Source organism: Spirillospora albida (assembly GCF_000718255.1).
GTDB lineage: Bacteria > Actinomycetota > Actinomycetes > Streptosporangiales > Streptosporangiaceae > Spirillospora > Spirillospora albida.
In genome coordinates, this window is sequence record NZ_JOFJ01000012.1 from 54,008 (window position 1) to 74,970 (window position 20,963).

Consider the following 20,963-nt stretch of genomic DNA (forward strand, 5'->3'; position numbering starts at 1 on the left):
GCGACGGGTCCCCGCCTCCGGACGGGGACCCGTCTGCTGTAATCCCCATGTGCCCTCCGCCGTGCTCTTCGACCTGGACGGAACACTCCTCGACCACGACACCGCCTGCTCAGAGGCGATTGTGGCGTCCTTTCCCGACGCGGATCCGGAATGGCTCGTCCACCGCTGGGCGGAACTGTCGGAGGAAGCCGTCGACCGCTACCTCGCCGGTGAGCTGGACTTCACCGGCCAGCGCCGCGCCCGGATCGTCCCGCTGGCGCGGGAACTGGGCCTCGGCACCTGGGACGCCACCCGCGCCGACGCCTGGATCGCGGACTACGTCCGCCGCTACGAGGACGCCTGGCGCCCCTACCCGGACGCCTTCGGCACCCTGCGAACCCTGGCAGCCTCGGGCGTCCGCCTGGGCGTGATCACGAACGGCCAGGCCGCGCAGCAGCGCGCGAAGATCGCACGCCTGGGGCTGACCGAGCTCCTCCCCTACGTCCTGGCGTCCAGCGAAGCGGCCGCGGCGAAACCGTCCGCCGCCATCTTCCACACCGCCTGCGACGCCCTCGGCCTCGCCCCGGAGACCGTCGCCTACGTGGGCGACCGCCTCGCCACCGACGCACGGGCCGCCGCGTCCGCCGGGCTGACCGGCATATGGCTGGACCGCCCCGGCACCGGCCCCGATCCCCGGGACGTCCCGCGCATCACGACCCTGCGCGCGCTGCCACCCGTCCTTGCCCGGCGGTGAATCCCGACGTATAGCTGGAACAGGACCACAGACGGGAGCGGCCGTGCTGCGCGTGTTCTGTTTCACCACCCTCGGCATCACCGTCGAGGACCTCTACCTTGTCGACCCCGACCCCGACCCCGACCCCGACCGAGGCGGCCACGAACGCGGCGTCCGCGTCGAACTGCGCCTTCTGGACCCCCGCCCCCACCGGGGCAGCCCGAACGCGTCCCAGCCCGTCGTCGTCGACCGTGCCGTCTGGCGCGCCGACTTCCTCGAATCCGTCGCCGGCGGCCCCGGCAGCAAGGACCGGATGCACCACCACCCGGGCATGGCCGACAACGAACCCGGCCGCCGCGTCTTCGACCCCGACCTCACCGCCGACCCCATGGGTTGGCTGGAACGCCGGCTCACCGACGTCCGGCCCCTCCTCAAGGCCGCCGGCGTCGACGACCCCCACGACCCGGCGGCCACCGCGATCCGCGACGCCGCCCCCGACCTCGTCGACACGGTCACGACCGTCCTCGGCGACGTCCGCGCGGGCGTCCTCGCCCGCGAGCCGAACTGAGAAAGGCCGCCCCAGGAAACCCGGGACGGCCGTCACGTCGGGCTGGCGGGATTTGAACCCACGGCCCCCGGCACCCAAAGCCGGTGCGCTACCAAACTGCGCCACAGCCCGCACATCACCCAGCGGGCGACTCGTGAAGTCTAGACCCGATCAGCCCGGCTCGCCGCCACGACCACACGCGGAAGCCTGTACGCTACCCCTGACGATCGACGCGCTCGATCGCTCGCGGGCGTAGCTCAATGGTAGAGCCCCAGTCTTCCAAACTGGCTACGCGGGTTCGATTCCCGTCGCCCGCTCCGGTTTGGGAAATGGGTCGTGGTCTTCGGCTGTGGTCAGGCCGGGGCCCGGGGCCCCGGCCTGACTGTGGGTCAGGTGCCGATGATGCCGCCGTCCTTGCGGCGGATGGCTACGGTCGCGGCCCGGGGACGGCCATTGGGGTCGAACTCCGGCCAGTTGCTGACCGCCCGCGGGTTCTGCGGGGTCGGGGTGCCCCAGGCGGCGCTGCTCTCGCCCGGGTGCTGGATGTTGATGAACAGCGTCCGCTGGTCGGGGGCCAGAGTGAAGCCGGTGACCTCGGAGCCGCGCGGCCCGACCAGGAAGCGGCGGATCTCACCGGTACGGGGGTCGGCCGCGAGCAGCGCGTTGTTGGCGATGTTGTCGTAGCCCTTGCTCGCCAGGGCCTGCGACGAGTTGGAGATGTCGGTCTGGATCCACAGGCGGCCCGCCCTGTCGAAGCCGATGCCGTCGGGCGAGCCGAAGATGTTGTCCGGGCCGAGTTCGACCTGCGGGTCGTAGGCGGGGTCGCCGGCCAGGACGAAGATGTCCCACTCGAACGTCAGGGCGGTGTTGTCGCCCCGCTTCTCGCGCCAGCGGACGATGTGCCCGTACGGGTTGGGCTTGCGGGGGTTGACCTTGCCCCCGTTGCCACCGCCGTTGGTCAGCGTCAGGTAGACGTCCTTGTTGCCGGGGTTGACCGCGACCCATTCGGGGCGGTCGAGCTTGGTGGCGCCCACGGCGTCGGCCGCCGTGCGGGTGCGCAGCAGCACGTCGGCCTGGTCCTTCCAGCCGTTGGCCGCCGTCAGCGGGCCGGTGCCGAACTTCAGCGGCAGCCAGGTTCCCGAACCGTCGTCGTTGAACTTGGCGACGTACAGGGTGCCGTGGTCCAAAGGGCTCCTGCCGAGGGCCCGCAGCAGGCGCCAGTTGCCGTCGCCGACGAACTTGTAGACGTACTCGCCGTCCTGGTCGTCGCCGCTGTAGACGACGACGCGGCCTCGGGACTCGGTGACCGTCGCGCTCTCGTGCTTGAACCGTCCGAGCGCGGTGCGCTTCACCGGGGTGCCGTGCGGAGAGAACGGGTCGATCTCGACGACCCAGCCGAAGCGGTTGGCCTCCTTGGGGTTGGCCGCCACGTCGAAGCGCGGGTCCGCCGTGTGCCATCTGTAGTCGCCGCCCGACGCGCCGATCCCGTAGCGGGCCTCCTCGGTGGACGGCTTCCAGGAGGGGTCGGCGGTGCCGAAGTAGCCGTTGAAGTTCTCCTCGCAGGTGATGTACGTCCCCCAGGGGGTGTACCCGCTGGAGCAGTTGTTGAGGGTGCCCCGCGCCGGGCCCTTCGCGGCCAGTTCCGGGTGACCGGGCTTGACCGGGCCCGAGAAGGTCACCGGGGTGTTGCCGGTGATCCGGCGGTTGTACCTGGAGTCGACCCGCTGCCAGCCGGATTTGGTCCGGGCCACCTTCACGACGCTCACGCCGTGCGCGGCGAGCGCCTTGTCGACCTTCTCCCGGGTGACCGTCGCGTTGCCGTCGGTGTAGAGCAGCGTGTTGTCGGTGTACTCGTGGTTGAGCACCAGCAGCCCGGTGTCGCCGCGGCCCATCGGGAACAGGTGCATCCCGTCGTGGTGCATGCCGATCTGCTGCTCCTGCTCCTTGGCGGAGTTGGAGGCGTCCTTCTTCCATGCGGGCCCGCTGGAGCGGATCGGCGTGCCCCACGGGATCAGCACCTGGGCGGTGTAGCCCTCGGGCACCGTCAGCGTGTCGTCCGTGCTGGTCGGCACCGCCTTGAACCCGAGCAGCGGGCGGCGCCCCGGCCTGGCGGGGGACGCCGCGGCGGACGCGGTGCCGCCGGCCGCCGTGCCGAGGAAGCCCGCGGCCGCGGCGACGGTGCCGCCGCGGAGGACGCCGCGCCGCGACATCCTCCGCTCGAGGATCTGCTGGAAGGCCTCGTTCTTCGAGGGGTTCGAGCTCTGGTCGTCGGGATCGGCGACGAACGTTTCGGACATGTCTGGACCTCGTTCACGACAAGAACCGGACCCGGCGGACGCCGGACCGGACCGCCCGACAGTCTGGAGCCCCGAGGTGGGTGCCACGAGGTCAGGAAGGTGAACAGTCAAGCAATTTCGTCGGGTGGCGGCGTTCGTCCTTTTCCCGTTCGGGGAGCGACGAAAGGGGCGGAGGGGTCCGCGCCTGCTTGGCGGAGGCATGGCCGAGAGCAGGGCTCGACTTCTGGAGGGACGTGTGAAGCCTGCCGGGTCCGCGTCGGCGGGCGCTCGTGCCTCCCGGGTTCCGCTGGTGGCCCTGTGCGTCACCGAGATCACCAGCTGGGGCGTCCTGTACTACGCCTTCCCGGTGCTCGCACCCGTGATCGGACGCGAGACGGGCTGGTCCGCCGGGGCCACCACGGCGGGCTTCTCCGCCGCGCTGGTGGTGGCCGCGCTCGGCGGCGTCCCACTCGGCCGCGTCCTGGACCGGCGCGGCCCCCGCCTGCCGATGACCGCCGGTTCGATGCTGGCCGTCCTGGCGGTCCTCGGCCTGGCCGCCGCGCCGGACGCGGGCTGGTTCGCCGCCGCCTGGCTGCTCGCCGGGGCGGCGATGAGCGCCGTGCTCTACCAGCCCGCGTTCGCCGCCCTGACCCGCTACCACGCGCCGCACCACGTCCGGGCGCTGACGACCCTCACGCTGGTCGGGGGGCTGGCCAGCACCGTGTTCGCGCCCCTGACGGGCGTGCTCGCCGAGCATCTGCCGTGGCGGGCCGTCTATGTGGTCCTCGCCGCGATCCTCGGGGTGGTCACCGTCCCGCTGCACTTCCTCGCCCTGCGCCGCCCGTGGCCCGAGGCCGCGCGGAAGGCGGACGAGCCCTGCGGGCCATGGCGCGGGGACGTCGTGCGCAGCGCCCCCTTCCTGCTGCTCATGGCCGCGCTGACGCTGTCGGCCTTCTCCGCGTCCGCCGTGCTCATCCACCTCATCGGCCTGCTCATGGCGCGGGGCGCGTCGCCTGCGACCGCCGCGTGGGCGCTCGGCCTCGGCGGCGTCGGGCAGGTCGCGGGGCGGCTCGGCTACGCGGCCCTGGCCCGCCGCACGAGCGTCCGCGCCCGGACGGTCGGGATCCTCGCGGGCGCCGCCGCCACGACCGGCGCGCTCGCCGCCGTCCCCGGGCCGCTGTGGCTGCTCATATGCGTGGTGGTGCTCGCCGGCGTCATCCGCGGCATCACCACGCTGCTCCAGGCGACGGCGGTCACCGACCGCTGGGGCACCGGCGCCTACGGAACGCTCACCGGCATCCTCGTCGCACCGGCCACGATCGCGGGGGCGATCGCCCCGGCGGCGGGCGCGGCGCTCCTCGGCCCCCTCGGGGGCTACCCGGCGCTGTACGCCGTCCTGGCCTTGATCGCCGCTTCGGCCGCGCTGACCGCAGCCGGAACGTCCGTCGGAGCATCACCCCGTGGCGGCGGCCGGGGCTGAGGATGCCCGCATCGTCTCGCCGCCCGGCGCGGACGCGTCAGTCGTTGGCCTGGATCCACTTCAGCTGCGGATCGGCCGTGTTGTACCAGGTGCGTGGGCTGAGGGGGATGCAGGGAAGTGCGGTGGCGCGGGGTGAAAGATGCTCTATTGTCCGAGCGTGGCTACGGTTCTGCTCGTCGAGGACGACGACTACGTTCGGCAGGCGCTGCTGCGGGAGCTGCGGGACCTCGGGCACGCGGTGCGAAGCGCCGGGCGGGCGCTGGACGCGCTGCGGGAGGTCACGGCGGAGGCGCCCGAGGTCGTGGTGCTGGATCTCGGGCTGCCCGACCTCGACGGCGGCGAGGCTTTGAAGATGCTGCGGGCCGTGTCGGACGTCCCGGTGATCGTGGCCACGGCGCGGGACGACGAGCGGGAGATCATCCGGTTGCTCGGGTCCGGCGCGGACGACTACGTGATCAAGCCGTTCTCGGCCGGGCACCTGCACGCGCGGATCACGGCGGTGCTGCGGAGGGCCCGCACGGCGCCGCAGCAGGACGCGCTCGTGATCGGCGACCTGCGGGTCGACACCGAGCGGCGGCAGGTCACGCTGGCCGGGGCCGTGCTGCAGCTGTCGCGCAAGGAGTTCGACCTGCTGGCGTTCCTCGCGCGGAACGCGGGACGGGTCGTCCGGCGGCAGGAGCTGCTCGCGCAGGTGTGGCAGCAGCCCTACGGGGACGACCAGACGATCGACGTCCATGTGTCGTGGCTGCGGCGGAAGATGGGCGAGAGCGCGGCCAAGCCGCGCTACCTGCACACGGTGCGGGGCGTGGGGCTGATGCTGACGGCGCCGGAGTGAGGCGTCAGTACTCGTATACCTCGACGAGCGGCGGGTGGCCGTTCCAGGTGACGAAGACGGCGGAGCCGTGCGTGCCGTCGGTCAGGTCGACGCGGAGCCAGGCGGTGTTGCGCCAGGTCTTGACCTGGAAGCCGCTGTTCGGCATCGCGGAGACGAGGCGGGCGGAGTCCGTCCCGATCGAAAGGACAACGCGGCCCGACTTCACGGTGTAGGCGCGGACCTTGCCGGACGGGGCGGGCGGCTTCGCCGTTCCTCCGCCGCCCGGGGACGCGGAGGGGCTCGGTCGCCGGGTCTCGCGGGCGGTGGCGGGAGTCCGCTCGGGCGTCCGCTCGGGGACGGGCGTCGCGGTGGGCGGCCGGCCCTCGCGGACGGGGACGTCCGCGGCGAGGTCGCGGGTGGGCAGCACGGTGCCGCGCAGGGCGTCGCCGACGCCCGCCCAGCTGATCGCGATGCCGGCGGCCGTGGTGGCGAGCCATACCGCGACGAAGAGGATCCGTGACCGCATGGCCCCCATTATGGGCATACGCAGGGTGTTTACGGGTCTGACATGATGCGGTGGTCTTCGTGGAGGTGGGATGAGGGTAGCGCTCGCCCGGGTCGCGACGGCGGTCACGGCCATGGTGGCGCTGTCGTTCGTGGTGCCGCTCGGGCTGCTCAACGGGCAGATGGCGCGCGAGCGGGCGCTGACCGCGGCGGAGCGGCAGGCGTCGTCGCTCGTGCCCGTGCTGACGGTCACGACCCGTCCGGACGATCTGACGGCGGCGATCGGGTCGATCCCGGCGGGCGCGGCGGGGCGGCTCGCGCTGTACCTGCCCGCCGGCCCGGTGATCGGCGTTCCGCGCGCACCGGCCGGGCGGCCGGCGGCGGTGCGGGAGCGGGGCCGCACGTCCGCGGTCGGGATCAAGGGCGGGACGGTGCTGCTGCGCCCGGTCGTGCTGACCGGCGACCGGACGGCGGTCATCGAGGTCTTCGTCCCGGAGGCGGAGCTGAGCCGGGGCGTGGCGAAGTCGTGGCTGGTCCTCGCCCTGGTGGCGCTGGCGCTGGTGCTGGTGTCGGTGGCGATGGCGGACCGGCTCGCGATCCGGGTCGTGCGGGCGTCCGACCGGCTCGCCCAGGCGGTGACCCGGGTCGGGCGGGGCGACCTGTCGGCGCGGATCGCCCCCGACGGCCCGGCGGAGCTGCGGGTCGCCGGCGAGGCGTTCAACGACATGGTGGGGCGGCTGGCCGGCCTCCTCGCGGCGGAGCGGGAGGGCGCGGCGGATCTTTCGCACCGGCTGCGGACGCCCCTGACCGCGCTGCGGGTGAACCTCAGCGGGCTCGCCGAGCACCCGGGCGACCGGGCGCGCCTCACGCAGAGCCAGGAGGCGCTCGGACGGCTGGAGGAGGCCGTCGACGAGATCATCATCGCGGCGCGGCGGCCGGGCGGCGGGGCGGTGGGCTGCGACGCGGCGGAGGTCGTCCGGGAGCGGCTCAGGTTCTGGTCGGCGCTGGCCGAGGACCAGGGCCGCGAGTGGGGTTTCGTCGCGCCGGACGGGCCCGCGCCGGTGCCGGTCGCGAAGAACGACCTGGCGGCGGCGGTCGACGCGCTGCTCGGCAACGTGTTCCGGCACACGCCGCAGGGCTGCGGGTTCCGGTTGACGGTGCACCGGGGGCGGAACTCGACGGGCCTGCTGTTCAGCGACGCGGGCCCCGGGATCGACGCGCCGGCGGACGCGCTGCGCCGGGGCGCGAGCGGCGCGGGGTCCACCGGGCTGGGCCTGGACATCGCCCGCCGGCTCGCCGAGGCGACCGGCGGGTCACTGAAGATCGGCCGGTCGCCGCTCGGGGGCGCGCAGATCGAGGTGTGGCTGCGGACGTCGCCGAAGCCCGCGCCCCGCCGCTCGGCCCGCCGCCGCGCCGGGGCCTGACCCCGGTTATGCCTCGCTGAGGCGCGCCTTAAGGCCTCCTGAAGTGCCGCTTTCCGGGTGCTCCGCGGCCCTAGTGTGCTTCGGAGTCGGAGGGAGCCGCCGGTGCGCAGGCACATCAAGTCATCGCTGGTCGTCGTAGGTGCGGGGATGGCGCTGGGCGCGGTGAGCGCGCCGTCGTTCGCGGACGCGCGGCCCTGCACGGCGCATGATCACCATGTGGCCGTGGAGGGCGCGTCCGCCGGAGCGCCGGCCGACGCGAAGGGCACCGGCATGATCGCCGGGGTGGCCGGCCTGGCGCTCGGGGGCATCGGCGGCCTCCTCCTCACGGGACGGCGCCGCCCCGCCCCGGTGGCGCTAGGTCGCGGGGAGAGCCGTGGCCAGCAGGACGATCCCGACCGATCCGACGAGTGACGCCACCGCCATGGCGCGCGCGAACGGCGGGTGCCGCTGGTTCGCCCACCCGTGCAGGCCCGCGCAGGCCATGACGGCGGTGAACAGCAGCAGCTTGGACGCCAGGATCCGCCCGTAGCCCGGCTCGGTGAGGGACTCCCAGGTCACGCCCTTGTGGACGGCGATCGCGATGCCGGTCGCGATCTGGACGGGCAGGAACACCGCGCCGGTGAACATGCCGAACCGCTTGCCGATGGCGCGCAGCGTCACGGCCCGCTGCTCGTCGGAGAGGGTGCGGCGGGCCAGCGGCAGGACGATCAGGGAGACCGTCAGCTGCCCGCCGACCCACAGCGCGGCCCCGGTGACGTGCAGGAAGCGGACGACGGACCACCAGGTCACTTGCTCACCTCGAAGATGCCGTGGGCACCGGTCTCCGCCCTGCGCATCGCGTGGTCGACGAAGGGGTAGTGGCCGGGCTCGGGGAACACCGTCTCGACGAAGCCGCCCTGGGCGGGTGCCAGGTCGAGCACCTGGGCACCTCCGTCGTCATCGGGGCGCAGCAGGTACGCGCCCTCCTTGTAGACGGTATCGAACTGGGCTCCGACGATGTGGAACGCGGTCCCGGTATCGGGTCCGGCGGCCACGACCCAGACGCGGACGCGCTCACCCACGCGCGCCTTGAGCTGGGCGTGGTCGTATCCGGCGGCCGTGCCGTTGAACATCCAGCCGTCCGGGCGCCCCTCGTTGATCTTGGTGATGCGGGCGGCGTCGTCCGGGCCGCCGAGGTACAGCTCGCCCTGGACGAGGATGTACTCGCGGTCGGCGCGGGGCAGGTCGGGCGGGTCGACGACGACGGCGCCGTACATGCCGTTGGCGATGTGCTGCGTCATCGGCATCGTGGAGCAGTGGTACAGCCAGGCGCCCGCGCGGGCCGCCTTGAACCGGTAGGTGAGCCGCTCCCCCGGCTGGATCGTGCGCATCGGGACGTCCGGGGCGAGGGAGCCCGCGTGGAAGTCGACGCCGTGCCCCATGCCGCCGTCATTGACGAACGTGATGGTGAAAACGTCGCCGACCTTGCCGCGCAGGGTCGGGGCCGGGACGGTCCCGCCGAACGTCCACATCGTCTGCTTGACGCCGGGCGCTACCTCGAGCTCCTTCTCGACGGCGTGCAGTTCGAGGCGGTGCTCTTCGCCGCCCGGGGCGGGCTTGAGCGTCGCGTCGTAGGGCTTCCAGCCGGGGCTCGGCGGCGCGGCCAGGTTGAGCGGGCCGGGCATGTCGTGGTGGTCCGTCCCGGGCGTCGAGGCGTGCCCGGAGTGGCCGCCGGAGCGCCCCCCGCCGCCGGACGCGACGGCCTTGGTCTCGATCCGCATCGTCATCCCGGCGGCGCGGTGCCCGGGGACGGTGCACCAGCCGTCGATCGACTCGGCCACGGTCACGGTGATCGTGGCCGTCTTCCCCGGGGCGAGCATCGGGGTCGCCTGGCCGGTCCCGAGCCTCAGGTCGTGCCGCTGGGCGTCCTTGTTCGTGACGCGGAGGGTGAGCCGGGTGCCGGGCGCGACGCTGATCGTCCCGGGCAGGATCCGCATGCCGGCGAGCGTGACGTCGACCGTCCGGCCGCCGGTCACGGTGACGCTGGACGGAGCGGACGTCCCGCTCGCGGCGAACACGACGGCGGCCGCGGTGAGCAGCGCCCCGACAGCGATGCCCGCGGCCGGCGGGCGGACACCGAGCGACCGTCCGACGGCGATCAGCGCGGGCAGCACGAACGCGGCGAGCGCCGCGAGCAGAACGGCCCATGCGAGTGTCCGCGGCCATCCGGGTACGGGCGCCGCCACCAGCGGCACCGCGATGTTGACGGCCGCGAGCCGGACGATCCAGAACCGTTCCAGCAGCGCCGCGTTGCGCTTCAGGGCGGCGGGCCCGCCGCCGAGCACGACCGGCAGCAGGAACAGCAGGGAGCCGAGCAGCACCTGACCGATGAACCCCGCGAGGGCGACGGGCACGTACGCCTCGGTCTTCTCCGCGACCTCCCCGGGCGGGTGCGTCGCGACGATGACGAGGTCGGCGATCAGCGCGGCGACGAGCCAGCCGGTGCCGGCGGCTAGCGTCCAGGACGCGGCGTTGTGCGGGCGGCGGCGCCGGAACGTCGTGACGAACGGCTGGAGCGACAGCACGGCGCCCGCGGTGAAGAGGGCGAGCCCGGCCGCCGCGACCCAGCGGAGGTCCGCGGACAGCCCGGTCACGGCGACGGCGAGACCGGGCACGGCGAGCCGCAGCGACAACCGGGCGATCTTCGCGGTGCTCTCCGCGATCTGGGTGCGCAGCACGGTCGGCCACAGCGTGAACAGCGTGCCGAGGACGGTGAGGCCGACCCAGCCGAGGATGTTGACGTGGATGTGCGCGGCCTCGATCCGCGCGTGCCACCGTGCCGGGACGTGCCCGGACGCCATCCAGCCGCCGAGCGTCCCGCCCGCGAGGAGCGCGACGCCCGCCCACACGTACCAGGTGAGGACGTGCCGGAACCGGCCGCCGAGCGCGTTCCGGGACCGCAGCGCCATGACGGTGAAATGCGCGCACACGACGGCGAGGAGCAGCGCGGCGCCCGCGACGGCGAGCCACGCGTGGCCGCCGGACGTCCCGTACAGCACCGCGACGATCGCGACGTTCAGCAGGACGAGCCGTGCCAGCGGCCACTGGCGGGGAGGGGCGGGCATCCGCAGCAGGGCGTGCGAGAAGTGCTCCGTCCAGGTCACGATGGCGTTCGTCACCGCGCCGAGCACGAACACGTGGATCAGCAGCCACTGCGGCGCGGGCAGGTGATCGCGGGCGACCACCGCGACGGCGGTCAGCCCGAGCCACACCAGCACCACCGCGTTGGCGACGGCGTGCCAGGACGCGCGGGGCAGGCGCGTCCCGGTCCGCTTGAACTCCATCTCTACCTGGGGCATGGCGCGTTACCTCGCTACGGAACGGGGGGCGGGTGCGCGCCGGCGGTACACCACGTACGGCCGCCACAGGTAGGCGATCGGCGCCGACCACACGTGGACGAGGCGGGTGAACGGCCACAGCGCGATCAGGACCCAGGCGGACAGCGTGTGCAGCTGGTACACCAGCGGGGCGCCGGCCATGAGGTCGGGCTCCGGCTGGAAGTAGAAGATGCCGCGGAACCAGACGGCGACCGTCTCCCGGTAGTCGTAGCCGCCGCCGAACAGGTTCACGCCGACGGTCTCCGCCATCCCGAAGAAGATCACGGCGCCGAGGACGGTGAACAGGACCTTGTCCATCCGGGTCGTGGTGCGCCGGACGCGGCCGTTGGTGAACCGGCGGGCGAGCAGCAGCCCCAGCCCCGCGACGACCATGACGCCCGCGATCGTCCCGGCGGTGACGGCGACCAGGTGGTAGAGGTGCTCGGACACCCCGACCGCCTCCGTCCATGACTTCGGCACGAGCAGGCCGAGGACGTGGCCGCCGATCGCCATGAACGCGCCGAGGTGGAACAGAGGGGAGCCGAGCCGCAGCAGCCTGCTCTCCAGCACCTGCGTGGTGCGGGTCGTCCAGCCGAACTGGTCGGTGCGCCACCGCCACACGTGCCCGACCACGAAGACCGTGAGGGCGAGGTAGGGGGCGATGACCCACAGGGCGAAGTCGCTCACCGGCAGGCCTCTCTGCTCGACATGAACGGGGTTCCGGTCATGTGGTCGGGGGGTCCGAACGGGGCGAGGCCGACGTCCTCGGCGGGCGGCCCCGCGGCGACGAGGTCCGCGACGGCGTCGCGGTCGCCGTCCGTCAGCGGCGGCAGCGCGGCGCACAGCGCGTCCAGGACGTGGACGTACGGCGAGCCGGAGTCGCGCAGAGCGGCCCGGATCAGCTCCAGTCCGCGCCGGTGCTGCCGCAGCGGCGCCTCGCCCGTGCCCGGCCCGGCGAGCGCGGCGAACTCGCAGACGACGGGCAGGTGGTCGGGGAGCTCGTCGGCCGGCGGGGTGAGCCCGGCCGCGCGGAACCGCTGCTTGAGCGTCAGCATCGCCATGCCCCGGCGGCGGGTGTCGCCGTGCAGGTAGTAGGTGAGGTAGAGGCTCGACCTGCGGCGCAGGTCGAACGTCGTGACGTAGTGGCGGGCGCATTCCATCGGGCGGGCCGCGGCGAACCAGGCGGTGAACTCCACCAGCGACCTCCGCCACGGCCCCTCCGGGAGGTCCGCCGCGGCCGCCGCGAGGTCGACGCGGGCGGCCAGCAGCTCCTCGTCGGGGTACTGGAGCAGCAGCGACACCAGGCGGAGCAGCGCGGCCCGGTCGGCGTCCGCCAGGGCGGACGCGGGTGCGGCGGCCAGGGCTCGGCGTTCTCTGAGTTTCACCGGTCATCCCTTCCGGACGAACAGCGGCAGCCCGACGCGGCCGTCGGCGCGCTTCCCGGAGGCGTTGCCCTCCATGTGGAAGCCGGTCATGCCCGGCCCGCCGTCGCCGTCGAGGCTGCATCCATCCGCCAGCGCCTCGAGGGCGGCGGCGTCCTCCTTGTGGGCGGCGGGGATGACGTACCGGTCCTCGTACTTGGCGATGGCGAGCAGCCGGTACATGTCCTCCACCTCGGCCGCCGTCATGCCGACCGCGTCGAGGACGCCGGCGGCGGGGGTGCCGTCGATCGTCCGGGACCGCATGTGGTGGCGCATCGCCGACAGCTTCATCAGGACGCCCGCGACGACCTCGGTGTCCCCGGCGGTGAACAGCTCCGCGAGGTACTCGATGGGGATGCGCAGGTCCGTGATGGCGTGGAAGACCTCGTCGGCGTCGTCGGGGTCGGCGCCCCGGCCGGTGACGGCGTCCATGACCGGCGACAGCGGCGGGATGTACCAGACCATCGGCATCGTCCGGTACTCCGGGTGCAGCGGGAGCGCGACCCCGTAGTCGATCGCCAGCCGGTAGACCGGGGACATGCGCGCGGCCTCGATCCAGTCGTCGTGGATGCCGGCCGCGCGCGCCGCCGCGACGACCCGGGGGTCGTTCGGGTCGAGGAACACCTTCTTCTGCGCCTCGAGCAGGTCGCGCGGGTCGGGGACGCTCGCAGCCTCCGTCACCGCGTCGGCGTCGTACAGGACGAGCCCGATGTACCGGAGCCGGCCCACGCACGTCTCACCGCACACGGTCGGCTGCCCCGCCTCGATGCGCGGGAAGCAGAAGGTGCACTTCTCGGCCTTGCCGGTCTTGTGGTTGACGTACACCTTCTTGTACGGGCAGGACGAGACGCACGCCCGCCAGCCGCGGCAGCGGTCCTGGTCGACCAGGACGATGCCGTCCTCCTCCCGCTTGTACATCGCGCCGGAGGGGCACGCCGACACGCACGCGGGGTTGATGCAGTGCTCGCAGATCCGCGGCAGGTGGAACATGAAGGTCTGCTCGAACTCCATCTTCACCTTGTCGGCGAGGTCCTTCATGTTGGGGTCGGACGGGGCGTGCTGCGGGGCGCCGCCCAGGTCGTCCTCCCAGTTCGCCCCCCACGTGATCGCCATGTCCTCGCCGGTGATCATCGACTTGGGGCGGGCGACCGGGGTGTGCTCCTGCGCCGGGGCGCTGATCAGCGTGTCGTAGTCGTAGGTGGCGGGCTCGTAGTAGTCGTCCAGCGTCGGGAGGTCCGGGTTGGCGAACAGGTTGACGAGCCGCTTGATCCGGCCGCCGGCGCGGAGCTTGAGCCGGCCGCGCCGGTCCAGCGTCCAGCCGCCGCGCCAGCGGTCCTGGTCCTCGTAGCGCTTCGGGTACCCGATGCCGGGCTTGGTCTCGACGTTGTTGAACCAGACGTACTCGACGCCGTCCCGGTTCGTCCACGTCTGCTTGCACGTGACCGAGCAGGTGTGGCAGCCGATGCACTTGTCCAGGTTCATGACCATGGCCATCTGTGCCATGACGCGCATCAGTACTCGACCTCCTGGGAGCGGCGGCGGATCACGGTGACCTCGTCACGCTGGTTTCCGGTCGGCCCGTAGTAGTTGAAGGCGTAGGTGAACTGCGCGTACCCGCCGATCAGGTGGCTGGGCTTGAGCAGCACCCGGGTGAGGGAGTTGTGGATGCCGCCGCGCTTGCCGGACGTCTCGGTCCGCGGGACGTTAACGTTGCGGTCCTTCGCGTGGTACATGTACACGGTCCCGGCCGGCATGCGGTGCGACACGATCGCGCGGGCGACGACGACGCCGTTGCGGTTGTACGCCTCGATCCAGTCGTTGTCCGCGACGCCGATCTTCGCGGCGTCCTCGACGCTCATCCAGATCTCCGGCCCGCCCCGCGACAGCGCGAGCATGAACGCGTTGTCCTGGTACTCGGAGTGGATCGACCACTTGGAGTGCGGCGTGAGGTACCGGACGGTGACCTCCGCGCCCTCCCCGGTGGTCTGGTCGCCGAAGTGGCGGTGCATGTTGAGCGGCGGGCGGTAGGCGGGCAGCCATTCGCCCAGCTCGGCGATCCAGTCGTGGTCGAGGTAGAACTGCTGCCGCCCGGTCAGCGTGTGCCACGGCTTGTCGCGCTCGACGTTGATGACGAAGGCGGAGTAGCGCCGCCCGCCGGTCTCCGACCCGGACCATTCGGGCGAGGTCAGGACGGGCTGCGGGCCCTTCTTCGTGTCCTCGAACGTGATCCGCTTGCCCTCGTTCTCGGCGGCGAGGTCGGCGAGTTCGGTGCCGGTCCGCTTCTCCAGCGTGTGGAACCCCTGGGTGGCGAGCCGCCCGTTGGTGGTGCCGGACAGCGCGAGGATCGCCTCGCACATGTCCGCCGCCGTCGCGAGGGAGGGCCGTCCGTCCTCGGTGACGCCGTTCTTCTTCGCCAGGTGGTCCAGCTCGGGCTCGACCCGGTAGGTGATGCCCTTGGTGGTGAGGCCGAGCTTCTCGAACAGCGGGCCGATCGCGCGCATCCGGGACCCGACGGCCGCGTAGTCGCGCTCGACCTCGATGAGCTTCGGCATGGTGCGTCCGGGGACCGGCTCGCACTCGCCGCGCTTCCAGTCCCGGACGCGGCCGCCCGGCTGGGCCAGCTCGTCCGGCGTGTCGTGGGTCAGCGGCATCGACAGCACGTCGGTGCGGGTGCCGAGGTGGTCGGCGGCCAGCTCCGAGAACCTGTCGGCGATCGTCAGGAACGCGTCGTAGTCGGTGCGGGCCTGCCACGGCGGCGCGATCGCCGGGTTGAACGCGTGGACGAACGGGTGCATGTCCGTGCTGGACAGGTCGTGCTTCTCATACCAGGTGGCGGCGGGGAGCACGATGTCCGCGAACAGCCCGGTGGACGTCATTCGGAAGTCGATCGCGGTGAGCAGGTCGAGCTTGCCCTCGGGCGCCTCGTCCCGCCACTCGACCTCCTCGGGCCGCAGGTCCGCCCCGCTCTCCTCGCCGCGGACGGCGCCGTCGGTGCCCAGCAGGTGGTGCAGGAAGTACTCGTTGCCCTTGCCGGACGAGCCCAGCAGGTTCGCCCGCCACACCGTGAGGACGCGCGGGAAGTTCACCGGGTCGTCCGGGTCCTCGGCGGCGAACCGGAGCCGGCCCGCCTTCAGCTCCGCGACGATGTGGTCGGCGACCGGGACGCCGTTCGCCTTCGCCTCGTCGGCGAGGTCCAGGGAGTTCCGGTTGAACGCCGGGTAGGACGGCAGCCAGCCGAGCCGCGCCGCCTGCGCGTTGCAGTCGGCGAACGACCGCCCCGCGAACCTGCCCGCGCCGAGGGGGCTCGCGAGCTCCTCCGCGCCGAACCCCTCGTACCGCCACTGGTCGGTCGCGAGGTACCAGAACGGGGTGCTCACCATGTGGCGGGTCGGCCGCTGCCAGTCGAACGCGAACGCCAGATGCTGGAACCCCGTGACCGGACGGACCTTCTCCTGCCCGACGTAGTGCGCCCAGCCGCCGCCGTTGACGCCCTGGCAGCCGGTCAGCAGCACCAGCGACAGGAACGCCCGGTAGATCTGGTCGGAGTGGAACCAGTGGTTCGTGCCCGCGCCCAGCGCGATCATCGAGCGGCCCTCGGTGCGCTCGGCGTTGCGGGCGAACTCCCGGGCGATCCGCGCGGTCGTCTCCGCCGGCACCGACGTGATCTCCTCCGCCCAGGCGGGGGTGTACGGCTGCGACGGGTCCTCGTAGTCGCGCGGCCAGTCGCCGGGCAGGCCCTCGCGGCCCACCCCGTACTGCGCCATCAGCAGGTCGAACACCGTCGTGACGCGGCGCCCGGCGACCTCCGTGACGGGGACGCCCCGGCGCATCGCCGAGCCGCCCTCGGTCTCGCCGACGTCGAACCGCGGCAGGTCGACCTCCGCGGTGCCGGTCGCGCGGCCGAGCAGCGTCAGCTCCGGGTCGATGTCGCCGAGGTCGAGGTTCCAGCGGCCCTCGCCCTCCTGGCCCCACCGGAACCCGAGCGAGCCGTTCGGGACGCGGGCCTCGCCGGTCTCCGCGTCCAGGACGACGGTCTTGAACTCGGCGTTCTCCCCCGTCTCGCCCATGTCGGACGCGGTGAGGAAGCGGCCCGGGACGTGCGCGCCGTCCCGCTCCTCGAGGGTGACCAGGCACGACAGGTCGGTGTACTTCTTCACGTACCGCGTGAAGTACGGGACCTGCCGGTCGACGAAGAACTCCTTCAGGACGACGTGTCCCATCGCCATCGCGAGGGCGCCGTCCGTCCCCGGGTGGGGGGCGAGCCAGTCGTCGGCGAACTTGACGTTGTCGGCGTAGTCGGGGCTGACCGCGACGACCTTCGTGCCCTTGTAGCGGGCCTCCGTCATGAAGTGCGCGTCCGGCGTCCGGGTCACCGGGATGTTCGAGCCCCACATGATCAGGTAGCGGGAGTTCCACCAGTCCGCCGCCTCGGGCACGTCGGTCTGGTCGCCCCACACCTGCGGGGACGCGACGGGCAGGTCGGCGTACCAGTCGTAGAACGACAGCAGCGTCCCGCCGATCATCGACAGGAACCGGGTGCCGGCCGCGAACGACGCCATCGACATCGCCGGGATCGGGGAGAAACCGACGACGCGGTCCGGTCCCCACTCCTTCACCGTGTGGACGTGCGCGGCGGCCATCAGCTCGGTCACCTCGTCCCAGGTGGACCGCACCAGGCCGCCCTTGCCGCGCGCCCTCTTGTACCGGCGGGCCTTCTCCGGGTCGCCGGTGATCTCCGCCCAGGCCGCGACCGGGTCGCCGAGCCGCTCCTTCGCCTCCCGCCACATCTCCAGCAGGACGCCCCGCACGTACGGGTAGCGGACGCGGGACGGCGAGTACGTGTACCAGGAGAACGACGCCCCGCGCGGGCACCCGCGCGGCTCGTACTCCGGCGAATCCGGCCCGACCGACGGGTAGTCCGTCGCCTGGTGCTCCCAGGTGATCAGGCCGTCCTTGACGAACACCTGCCAGGAGCACGACCCCGTGCAGTTCACCCCGTGCGTGGAGCGGACCACCTTGTCGTGCGCCCAACGGTCCCGGTAGAACCGGTCCCACGCTCCCGGGTCGATCTCGTGCAGCGTCCGGCCGTCGGCGGACACCTGCGACTTGGTGAAGAACGTCCGGGCGGCCAGCAGCGGCCGGGTGCCGGGAACTCCGTCGGTTCGGGGCCTGCCCCGCTCCCCAGCGGTCATGACGGGTTCCGTGGCGGTGGAGGGAACTGGATCATGCATTCACCCTGGCGTTTTGCCGAGGTCTCACATCAGGGCCTAAGGTCCCGTCCGGGGGGACCCGATGGACCCGGCGGCCCGTCCGGGACCTAGGTCCCCCGTCCGCACGGGCGGTGTGCCCCTACCCGGCCGGCGGGGGTCCGCCTAGCCTCGGCGTGGGACGGAGGCAGCATGCACACGATGGACCTGAACCACTGGCGCCGCCGCTGCGGCTTCACCCGCAACCCGCTGCGCCGCGACGTCGACCGCGCCCAGTGGCTGTTCGGGCTTCTCCTGCTCCTCGCGTTCGCGTCCGCGGCCCCGTTCATCGGCGCGCAGGCGGCCCGGGTCGTCTACGACGCGGGCGTCGCGGTCGAGCGGCGCGACTCCGCGGCCCGGCACGCCGTCGAGGCCACCGTCGTGAAGGTCGACGGCCGCCGGCCCCGGCATGTCGTCACCGTCACCTGGACGGGCCTGGACGGCGTCGCCCGCACCGCCACCTACACCACCGCGCGCGGCCCCGTGGAAGACGACCATGTCCGGCTGTGGGCGGGCTCCCGTCCCGAGAACGCCGGCACGGTGTCGGACGTCCCGCCGCGCCGGCACTCCCAGACCGTCGGGGACGCGACCGCCGCCGTGATCGGCGTCCTCGTGCTGATGGCCGTCCCGTCGCTCGGCGCGTACGTGCTGATGCGGCGCCGCTGCGACCGGCGCCGCGAGGAGATGTGGGACGCCGCCTGGGCCGGATTCGCCGCCCGGCACATCAACCCCTGACGTCCGGAATCTCCCGGCTTGCCCCGGGGTTAGCACCCGACGAAGATCTCTGCGGGGGGTGGCCGCCGGAGTGCCACCGACCACCCCGGCCGGGCGACAGAACGGGCAGGCTCTCCTCCATGGTGCTCAGATGACAGGGCTGACGGCGGCGGAACCGGCGGCGACCGGCAGGGAGCCGCGGCACGACCAGCGGCGCGTCCTCGCCGTCCTCACCACGACGCAGGTGCTCGGCGGCATCGGCGTCGGCACCGGCATCGCGGTCAGCTCGATGATCGCCGCGTCGCTGTCGGGGTCCGACGCGATCGGCGGCGTCTCGCAGACCAGCGCGGTGATCGGCGCGGCCCTCCTGGCCCTGCCCGCGGCCCGGCTCGCCGCCCGCCGGGGCCGCCGTCCCGCGCTCGCGTTCGCGTACGGGGTCGGCGCGCTCGGCGGTCTCATCGCCGCCCTCGGCACGGGCGTGAAGGCGTGGCCGCTGCTGCTCGCCGGGCTGCTGCTGTTCGGCGGCGCCACCACGGCCGGCCTGGCCGCCCGCTACGCCGCCACCGACCTGTCCCCGCCCGGACGCGCCGGACGCGACCTGTCGGTCGTCGTGTGGGCCACCACCCTCGGCTCGGTCGCCGGCCCCAACTTCGGCGGCCCCGCCGACCGCTTCGGGCGGTGGCTCGGGATGCCCGCCGACACCGGCCCCTACCTCCTCGCCGCCCTGTCGTTCGCGCTGGCGTCCCTGGGCGTCTTCGCGTTCCTGCGCCCCGACCCCCTGCACCGCGCCGACTCCCCCGGCACGCCCCGCGCACCCGGCTCGGGCGTGAAGGCGGCGTGGCCCGTGCTGCGCTCGGCGCCGATGGCGCTCACCGCCGTCGCCGCCATCGTCGCGAGCCACACCACGATGGTGATGCTGATGTCCATGACGCCGGTGCACCTCGACCACGGGCACGCGACGATCACCGTCGTCGGCATGGTCATCAGCCTGCACATCGCGGGCATGTACGCGCTGTCGCCCCTGGTCGGCTGGCTGTCGGACCGGATCGGCGCGCTGCCGGTGCTGCTCGCCGCAATGGCGCAGTTCCTCGGCGCCGCCCTCCTCGCCGGGACGGCGTCCCCGCGCGACGTCGCCCAGTTGACCGCCGGGCTGATCCTGCTCGGCACGGGCTGGTCCTGCGGCCTGGTCGCCGGATCGGCGCTGCTCACGTCATCGGTGCCGGTCGAGCACCGCCCGTCCGTCCAGGGCCTGTCGGACCTGCTGATGAACGCGGGCGCCGCCGTCGGCGGCATCGCGGCGGGCGGCATCGTCGCCGCCGCGTCCTACGCGGCCCTGGCGGCGGCGACCATGACCGTCGTCCTGCCGATGACGCTGGCCCTGCTGTACCGGCAGTGGCGGCGCCTGCCGGTCGCCTAGCCCCGGAGCAGGGCGACGGCCTTGTCGACGTCCGCCTCGGTGGTGGACAGGTGGAACGCGCACCGCAGCCGCCCGGCCCGCACCGACGCGATCACGTCGTTCTGCCGGAGACGCTCGGCCGTGCCGTCCGCAACGGCGACCGACACGATCGCCGAGTCGCCGGGCGGCAGCCCGAGCCCCTCCTGGAACCGCCGGGCCAGCCCGACGTTGAACTCCTGGATTCGCCGGACGCCGACGTCCAGCAGCAGGTCCAGGGCGGGCGCGAGCCCGGACCACGCCGGCCACACGGGCGCCAGGTCGAAACGCCGCGCGTCGTCCGCGAGCCGCAGCGGCGTCCCGTAGATGGAGTCCCAGACGTCGGCGCCCGCGTACCAGCCGGCGCCGACCGGCGGCAGCGACGCGAGGGCCTCTTGCGTCCCGGCGAGGAAGCACGTGCCGCGCGGCCCGAGCAGCCACTTGTAGGCGGAGCACACGAGCCAGTCGACCTCGCCGGCGGGAACGGGCAGCCACCCGGCGGCCTGCGTGACGTCCAGCATGACCCGGGCGCCGCACGCCCGAGCGGCCGCCATGAGCTCGTCCATCGGGGCGATGCGGCCGTCGGCGGACTGCACCGCCGACACGGCGACCAGGTCCACGCGCCCGTCGATCGCCTCGACGAGGCCGTCGAGCGGCACGGCCCGGACGTCCAGCTCCGGCCGTGCGAGGAACGGGAACAGCACCGACGTGAAGTCGCCCTCGGCGACGACCACCCGCGCCCCCGCGGGCAGCGACGCCGCGACGAGCCCCACGAAGTACGACGCCTGCGACCCGATCGCGATCCGCTCCGGCGGCACTCCGACCAGCCGCCCGAACGCGTCCCGGCAGTGCGCGATCACCGCGTCCATGGCGACGGGCTCGATCCGCCCGGCGGCGCGGTCCCGCTCGACGGCCAGCGCCGCCTCGTGCGCCGCCTTAGGGGGCAGCCCGTACGTGGCGGTGTTCAGATACGTGACGCCGGCGGTGAACTCCCGCTGCGCGTCCCCGATCGAGATGCTCATGCACAGATGATCTGC

Annotated in this window: 17 protein-coding genes and 2 tRNA genes; 9 read left to right on the top strand and 10 right to left on the bottom strand. The window is 73.2% G+C overall.

The features are described from left to right. Positions 1–49: 49 nt before the first annotated feature. Both IE99_RS0116510 and IE99_RS0116515 read left to right on the top strand, forming a co-directional pair. Positions 50–733, top strand: coding sequence for an HAD family hydrolase (locus tag IE99_RS0116510; protein ID WP_030170927.1), 684 nt, complete (start codon positions 50–52; stop codon positions 731–733). Between the two features lie 43 nt (positions 734–776). Continuing rightward, on the top strand, positions 777–1,280 hold the full coding sequence (locus IE99_RS0116515) for a hypothetical protein (protein WP_030170930.1): 504 nt from the start codon (positions 777–779) through the stop codon (positions 1,278–1,280). Between the two features lie 37 nt (positions 1,281–1,317). Here IE99_RS0116515 and IE99_RS0116520 read toward each other — a convergent pair. After that, a tRNA-Pro gene (locus IE99_RS0116520) sits at positions 1,318–1,391 on the bottom strand. A gap of 114 nt (positions 1,392–1,505) precedes the next feature. Here IE99_RS0116520 and IE99_RS0116525 point away from each other — a divergent pair. Then, positions 1,506–1,576 (top strand) — tRNA-Gly (locus tag IE99_RS0116525). Between the two features lie 72 nt (positions 1,577–1,648). Here IE99_RS0116525 and IE99_RS0116530 read toward each other — a convergent pair. Beyond that, positions 1,649–3,556, bottom strand: a complete 1,908-nt coding sequence (locus IE99_RS0116530) for a PhoX family protein (RefSeq protein WP_030170933.1) — start codon at positions 3,554–3,556, stop codon at positions 1,649–1,651. A gap of 235 nt (positions 3,557–3,791) precedes the next feature. On the opposite strand from IE99_RS0116530, the gene IE99_RS0116535 reads away from it, so the two are divergent. Further along, positions 3,792–5,015: an MFS transporter gene (locus tag IE99_RS0116535; RefSeq protein WP_245623233.1), complete on the top strand. Its 1,224-nt coding sequence runs from the start codon at positions 3,792–3,794 to the stop codon at positions 5,013–5,015. A 157-nt stretch (positions 5,016–5,172) separates the two neighbouring features. Then, on the top strand, positions 5,173–5,850 hold the full coding sequence (locus IE99_RS0116540; protein WP_030170939.1) for a response regulator transcription factor: 678 nt from the start codon (positions 5,173–5,175) through the stop codon (positions 5,848–5,850). Between the two features lie 4 nt (positions 5,851–5,854). Here IE99_RS0116540 and IE99_RS0116545 read toward each other — a convergent pair whose 3' ends face one another. Then, complete coding sequence (locus IE99_RS0116545) at positions 5,855–6,355, bottom strand: hypothetical protein (protein ID WP_030170943.1); 501 nt, start codon at positions 6,353–6,355, stop codon at positions 5,855–5,857. A 70-nt stretch (positions 6,356–6,425) separates the two neighbouring features. Between IE99_RS0116545 and IE99_RS0116550 the strand changes: the two genes are divergently transcribed. Together IE99_RS0116550 and IE99_RS0116555 are read left to right on the top strand one after the other, a co-directional pair. After that, positions 6,426–7,757 (top strand): sensor histidine kinase, encoded by a 1,332-nt coding sequence (locus IE99_RS0116550; protein WP_030170944.1) that lies wholly within the window; start codon positions 6,426–6,428, stop codon positions 7,755–7,757. A gap of 102 nt (positions 7,758–7,859) precedes the next feature. Further along, positions 7,860–8,168: a hypothetical protein gene (locus IE99_RS0116555; RefSeq protein ID WP_157610347.1), complete on the top strand. Its 309-nt coding sequence runs from the start codon at positions 7,860–7,862 to the stop codon at positions 8,166–8,168. On the opposite strand, the gene IE99_RS0116560 is transcribed toward IE99_RS0116555, so the two are convergent. The 6 genes from IE99_RS0116560 to IE99_RS0116585 are packed head-to-tail and all read right to left on the bottom strand — an operon-like array spanning position 8,112 to position 17,726. After that, positions 8,112–8,546, bottom strand: a complete 435-nt coding sequence (locus IE99_RS0116560) for a hypothetical protein (protein WP_030170950.1) — start codon at positions 8,544–8,546, stop codon at positions 8,112–8,114. The genes IE99_RS0116555 and IE99_RS0116560 overlap by 57 nt on opposite strands. Beyond that, entirely contained in the window at positions 8,543–11,095 is a 2,553-nt protein-coding gene (locus IE99_RS0116565; protein WP_037559578.1) for a multicopper oxidase domain-containing protein, read from the bottom strand. Before IE99_RS0116565 ends, IE99_RS0116560 begins: the two co-directional genes overlap by 4 nt. A gap of 6 nt (positions 11,096–11,101) precedes the next feature. Further along, entirely contained in the window at positions 11,102–11,800 is a 699-nt protein-coding gene (gene narI / locus IE99_RS32690; protein ID WP_037559580.1) for a respiratory nitrate reductase subunit gamma, read from the bottom strand. Next, positions 11,797–12,498 carry a nitrate reductase molybdenum cofactor assembly chaperone gene (gene narJ / locus IE99_RS32695; protein WP_084219550.1) on the bottom strand — a complete coding sequence of 234 codons (702 nt, stop codon included), beginning with the start codon at positions 12,496–12,498 and terminating at the stop codon, positions 11,797–11,799. The genes narI and narJ overlap by 4 nt, the downstream gene beginning before the upstream one ends. A gap of 3 nt (positions 12,499–12,501) precedes the next feature. After that, on the bottom strand, positions 12,502–14,046 hold the full coding sequence (gene narH / locus IE99_RS0116580) for a nitrate reductase subunit beta (RefSeq protein ID WP_030170962.1): 1,545 nt from the start codon (positions 14,044–14,046) through the stop codon (positions 12,502–12,504). After that, a complete protein-coding gene (locus tag IE99_RS0116585; protein ID WP_030170965.1) occupies positions 14,046–17,726 on the bottom strand; it encodes a nitrate reductase subunit alpha in 3,681 nt (1,226 codons plus the stop codon). The genes narH and IE99_RS0116585 overlap by 1 nt, the downstream gene beginning before the upstream one ends. A gap of 207 nt (positions 17,727–17,933) precedes the next feature. Between IE99_RS0116585 and IE99_RS0116590 the strand changes: the two genes are divergently transcribed. Further along, positions 17,934–18,515 (top strand): Rv1733c family protein, encoded by a 582-nt coding sequence (locus tag IE99_RS0116590; protein WP_030170968.1) that lies wholly within the window; start codon positions 17,934–17,936, stop codon positions 18,513–18,515. Between the two features lie 130 nt (positions 18,516–18,645). Further along, positions 18,646–19,911, top strand: coding sequence for an MFS transporter (locus IE99_RS0116595; RefSeq protein ID WP_037559581.1), 1,266 nt, complete (start codon positions 18,646–18,648; stop codon positions 19,909–19,911). On the opposite strand, the gene IE99_RS0116600 is transcribed toward IE99_RS0116595, so the two are convergent. Continuing rightward, positions 19,908–20,948 carry an aminotransferase class V-fold PLP-dependent enzyme gene (locus IE99_RS0116600; RefSeq protein ID WP_030170972.1) on the bottom strand — a complete coding sequence of 347 codons (1,041 nt, stop codon included), beginning with the start codon at positions 20,946–20,948 and terminating at the stop codon, positions 19,908–19,910. The two genes, IE99_RS0116595 and IE99_RS0116600, sit on opposite strands and share 4 nt — an antisense overlap. Between the last annotated feature and the right edge of the window lie 15 nt (positions 20,949–20,963).

Bases quoted from the DNA above. Each gene is read 5' to 3' on its own strand.
- IE99_RS0116565 (WP_037559578.1), bottom strand. From the start codon at position 11,095: ATGCCCCAGGTAGAGATGGAGTTCAAGCGGACCGGGACGCGCCTGCCC.
- IE99_RS0116590 (WP_030170968.1), top strand. From the start codon at position 17,934: ATGCACACGATGGACCTGAACCACTGGCGCCGCCGCTGCGGCTTCACC.
- IE99_RS0116550 (WP_030170944.1), top strand. From the start codon at position 6,426: ATGAGGGTAGCGCTCGCCCGGGTCGCGACGGCGGTCACGGCCATGGTG.
- IE99_RS0116600 (WP_030170972.1), bottom strand. From the start codon at position 20,948: ATGAGCATCTCGATCGGGGACGCGCAGCGGGAGTTCACCGCCGGCGTC.
- IE99_RS0116545 (WP_030170943.1), bottom strand. From the start codon at position 6,355: ATGCGGTCACGGATCCTCTTCGTCGCGGTATGGCTCGCCACCACGGCC.
- IE99_RS0116585 (WP_030170965.1), bottom strand. From the start codon at position 17,726: ATGACCGCTGGGGAGCGGGGCAGGCCCCGAACCGACGGAGTTCCCGGC.
- narH (WP_030170962.1), bottom strand. From the start codon at position 14,046: ATGCGCGTCATGGCACAGATGGCCATGGTCATGAACCTGGACAAGTGC.
- IE99_RS0116530 (WP_030170933.1), bottom strand. From the start codon at position 3,556: ATGTCCGAAACGTTCGTCGCCGATCCCGACGACCAGAGCTCGAACCCC.
- IE99_RS0116595 (WP_037559581.1), top strand. From the start codon at position 18,646: ATGACAGGGCTGACGGCGGCGGAACCGGCGGCGACCGGCAGGGAGCCG.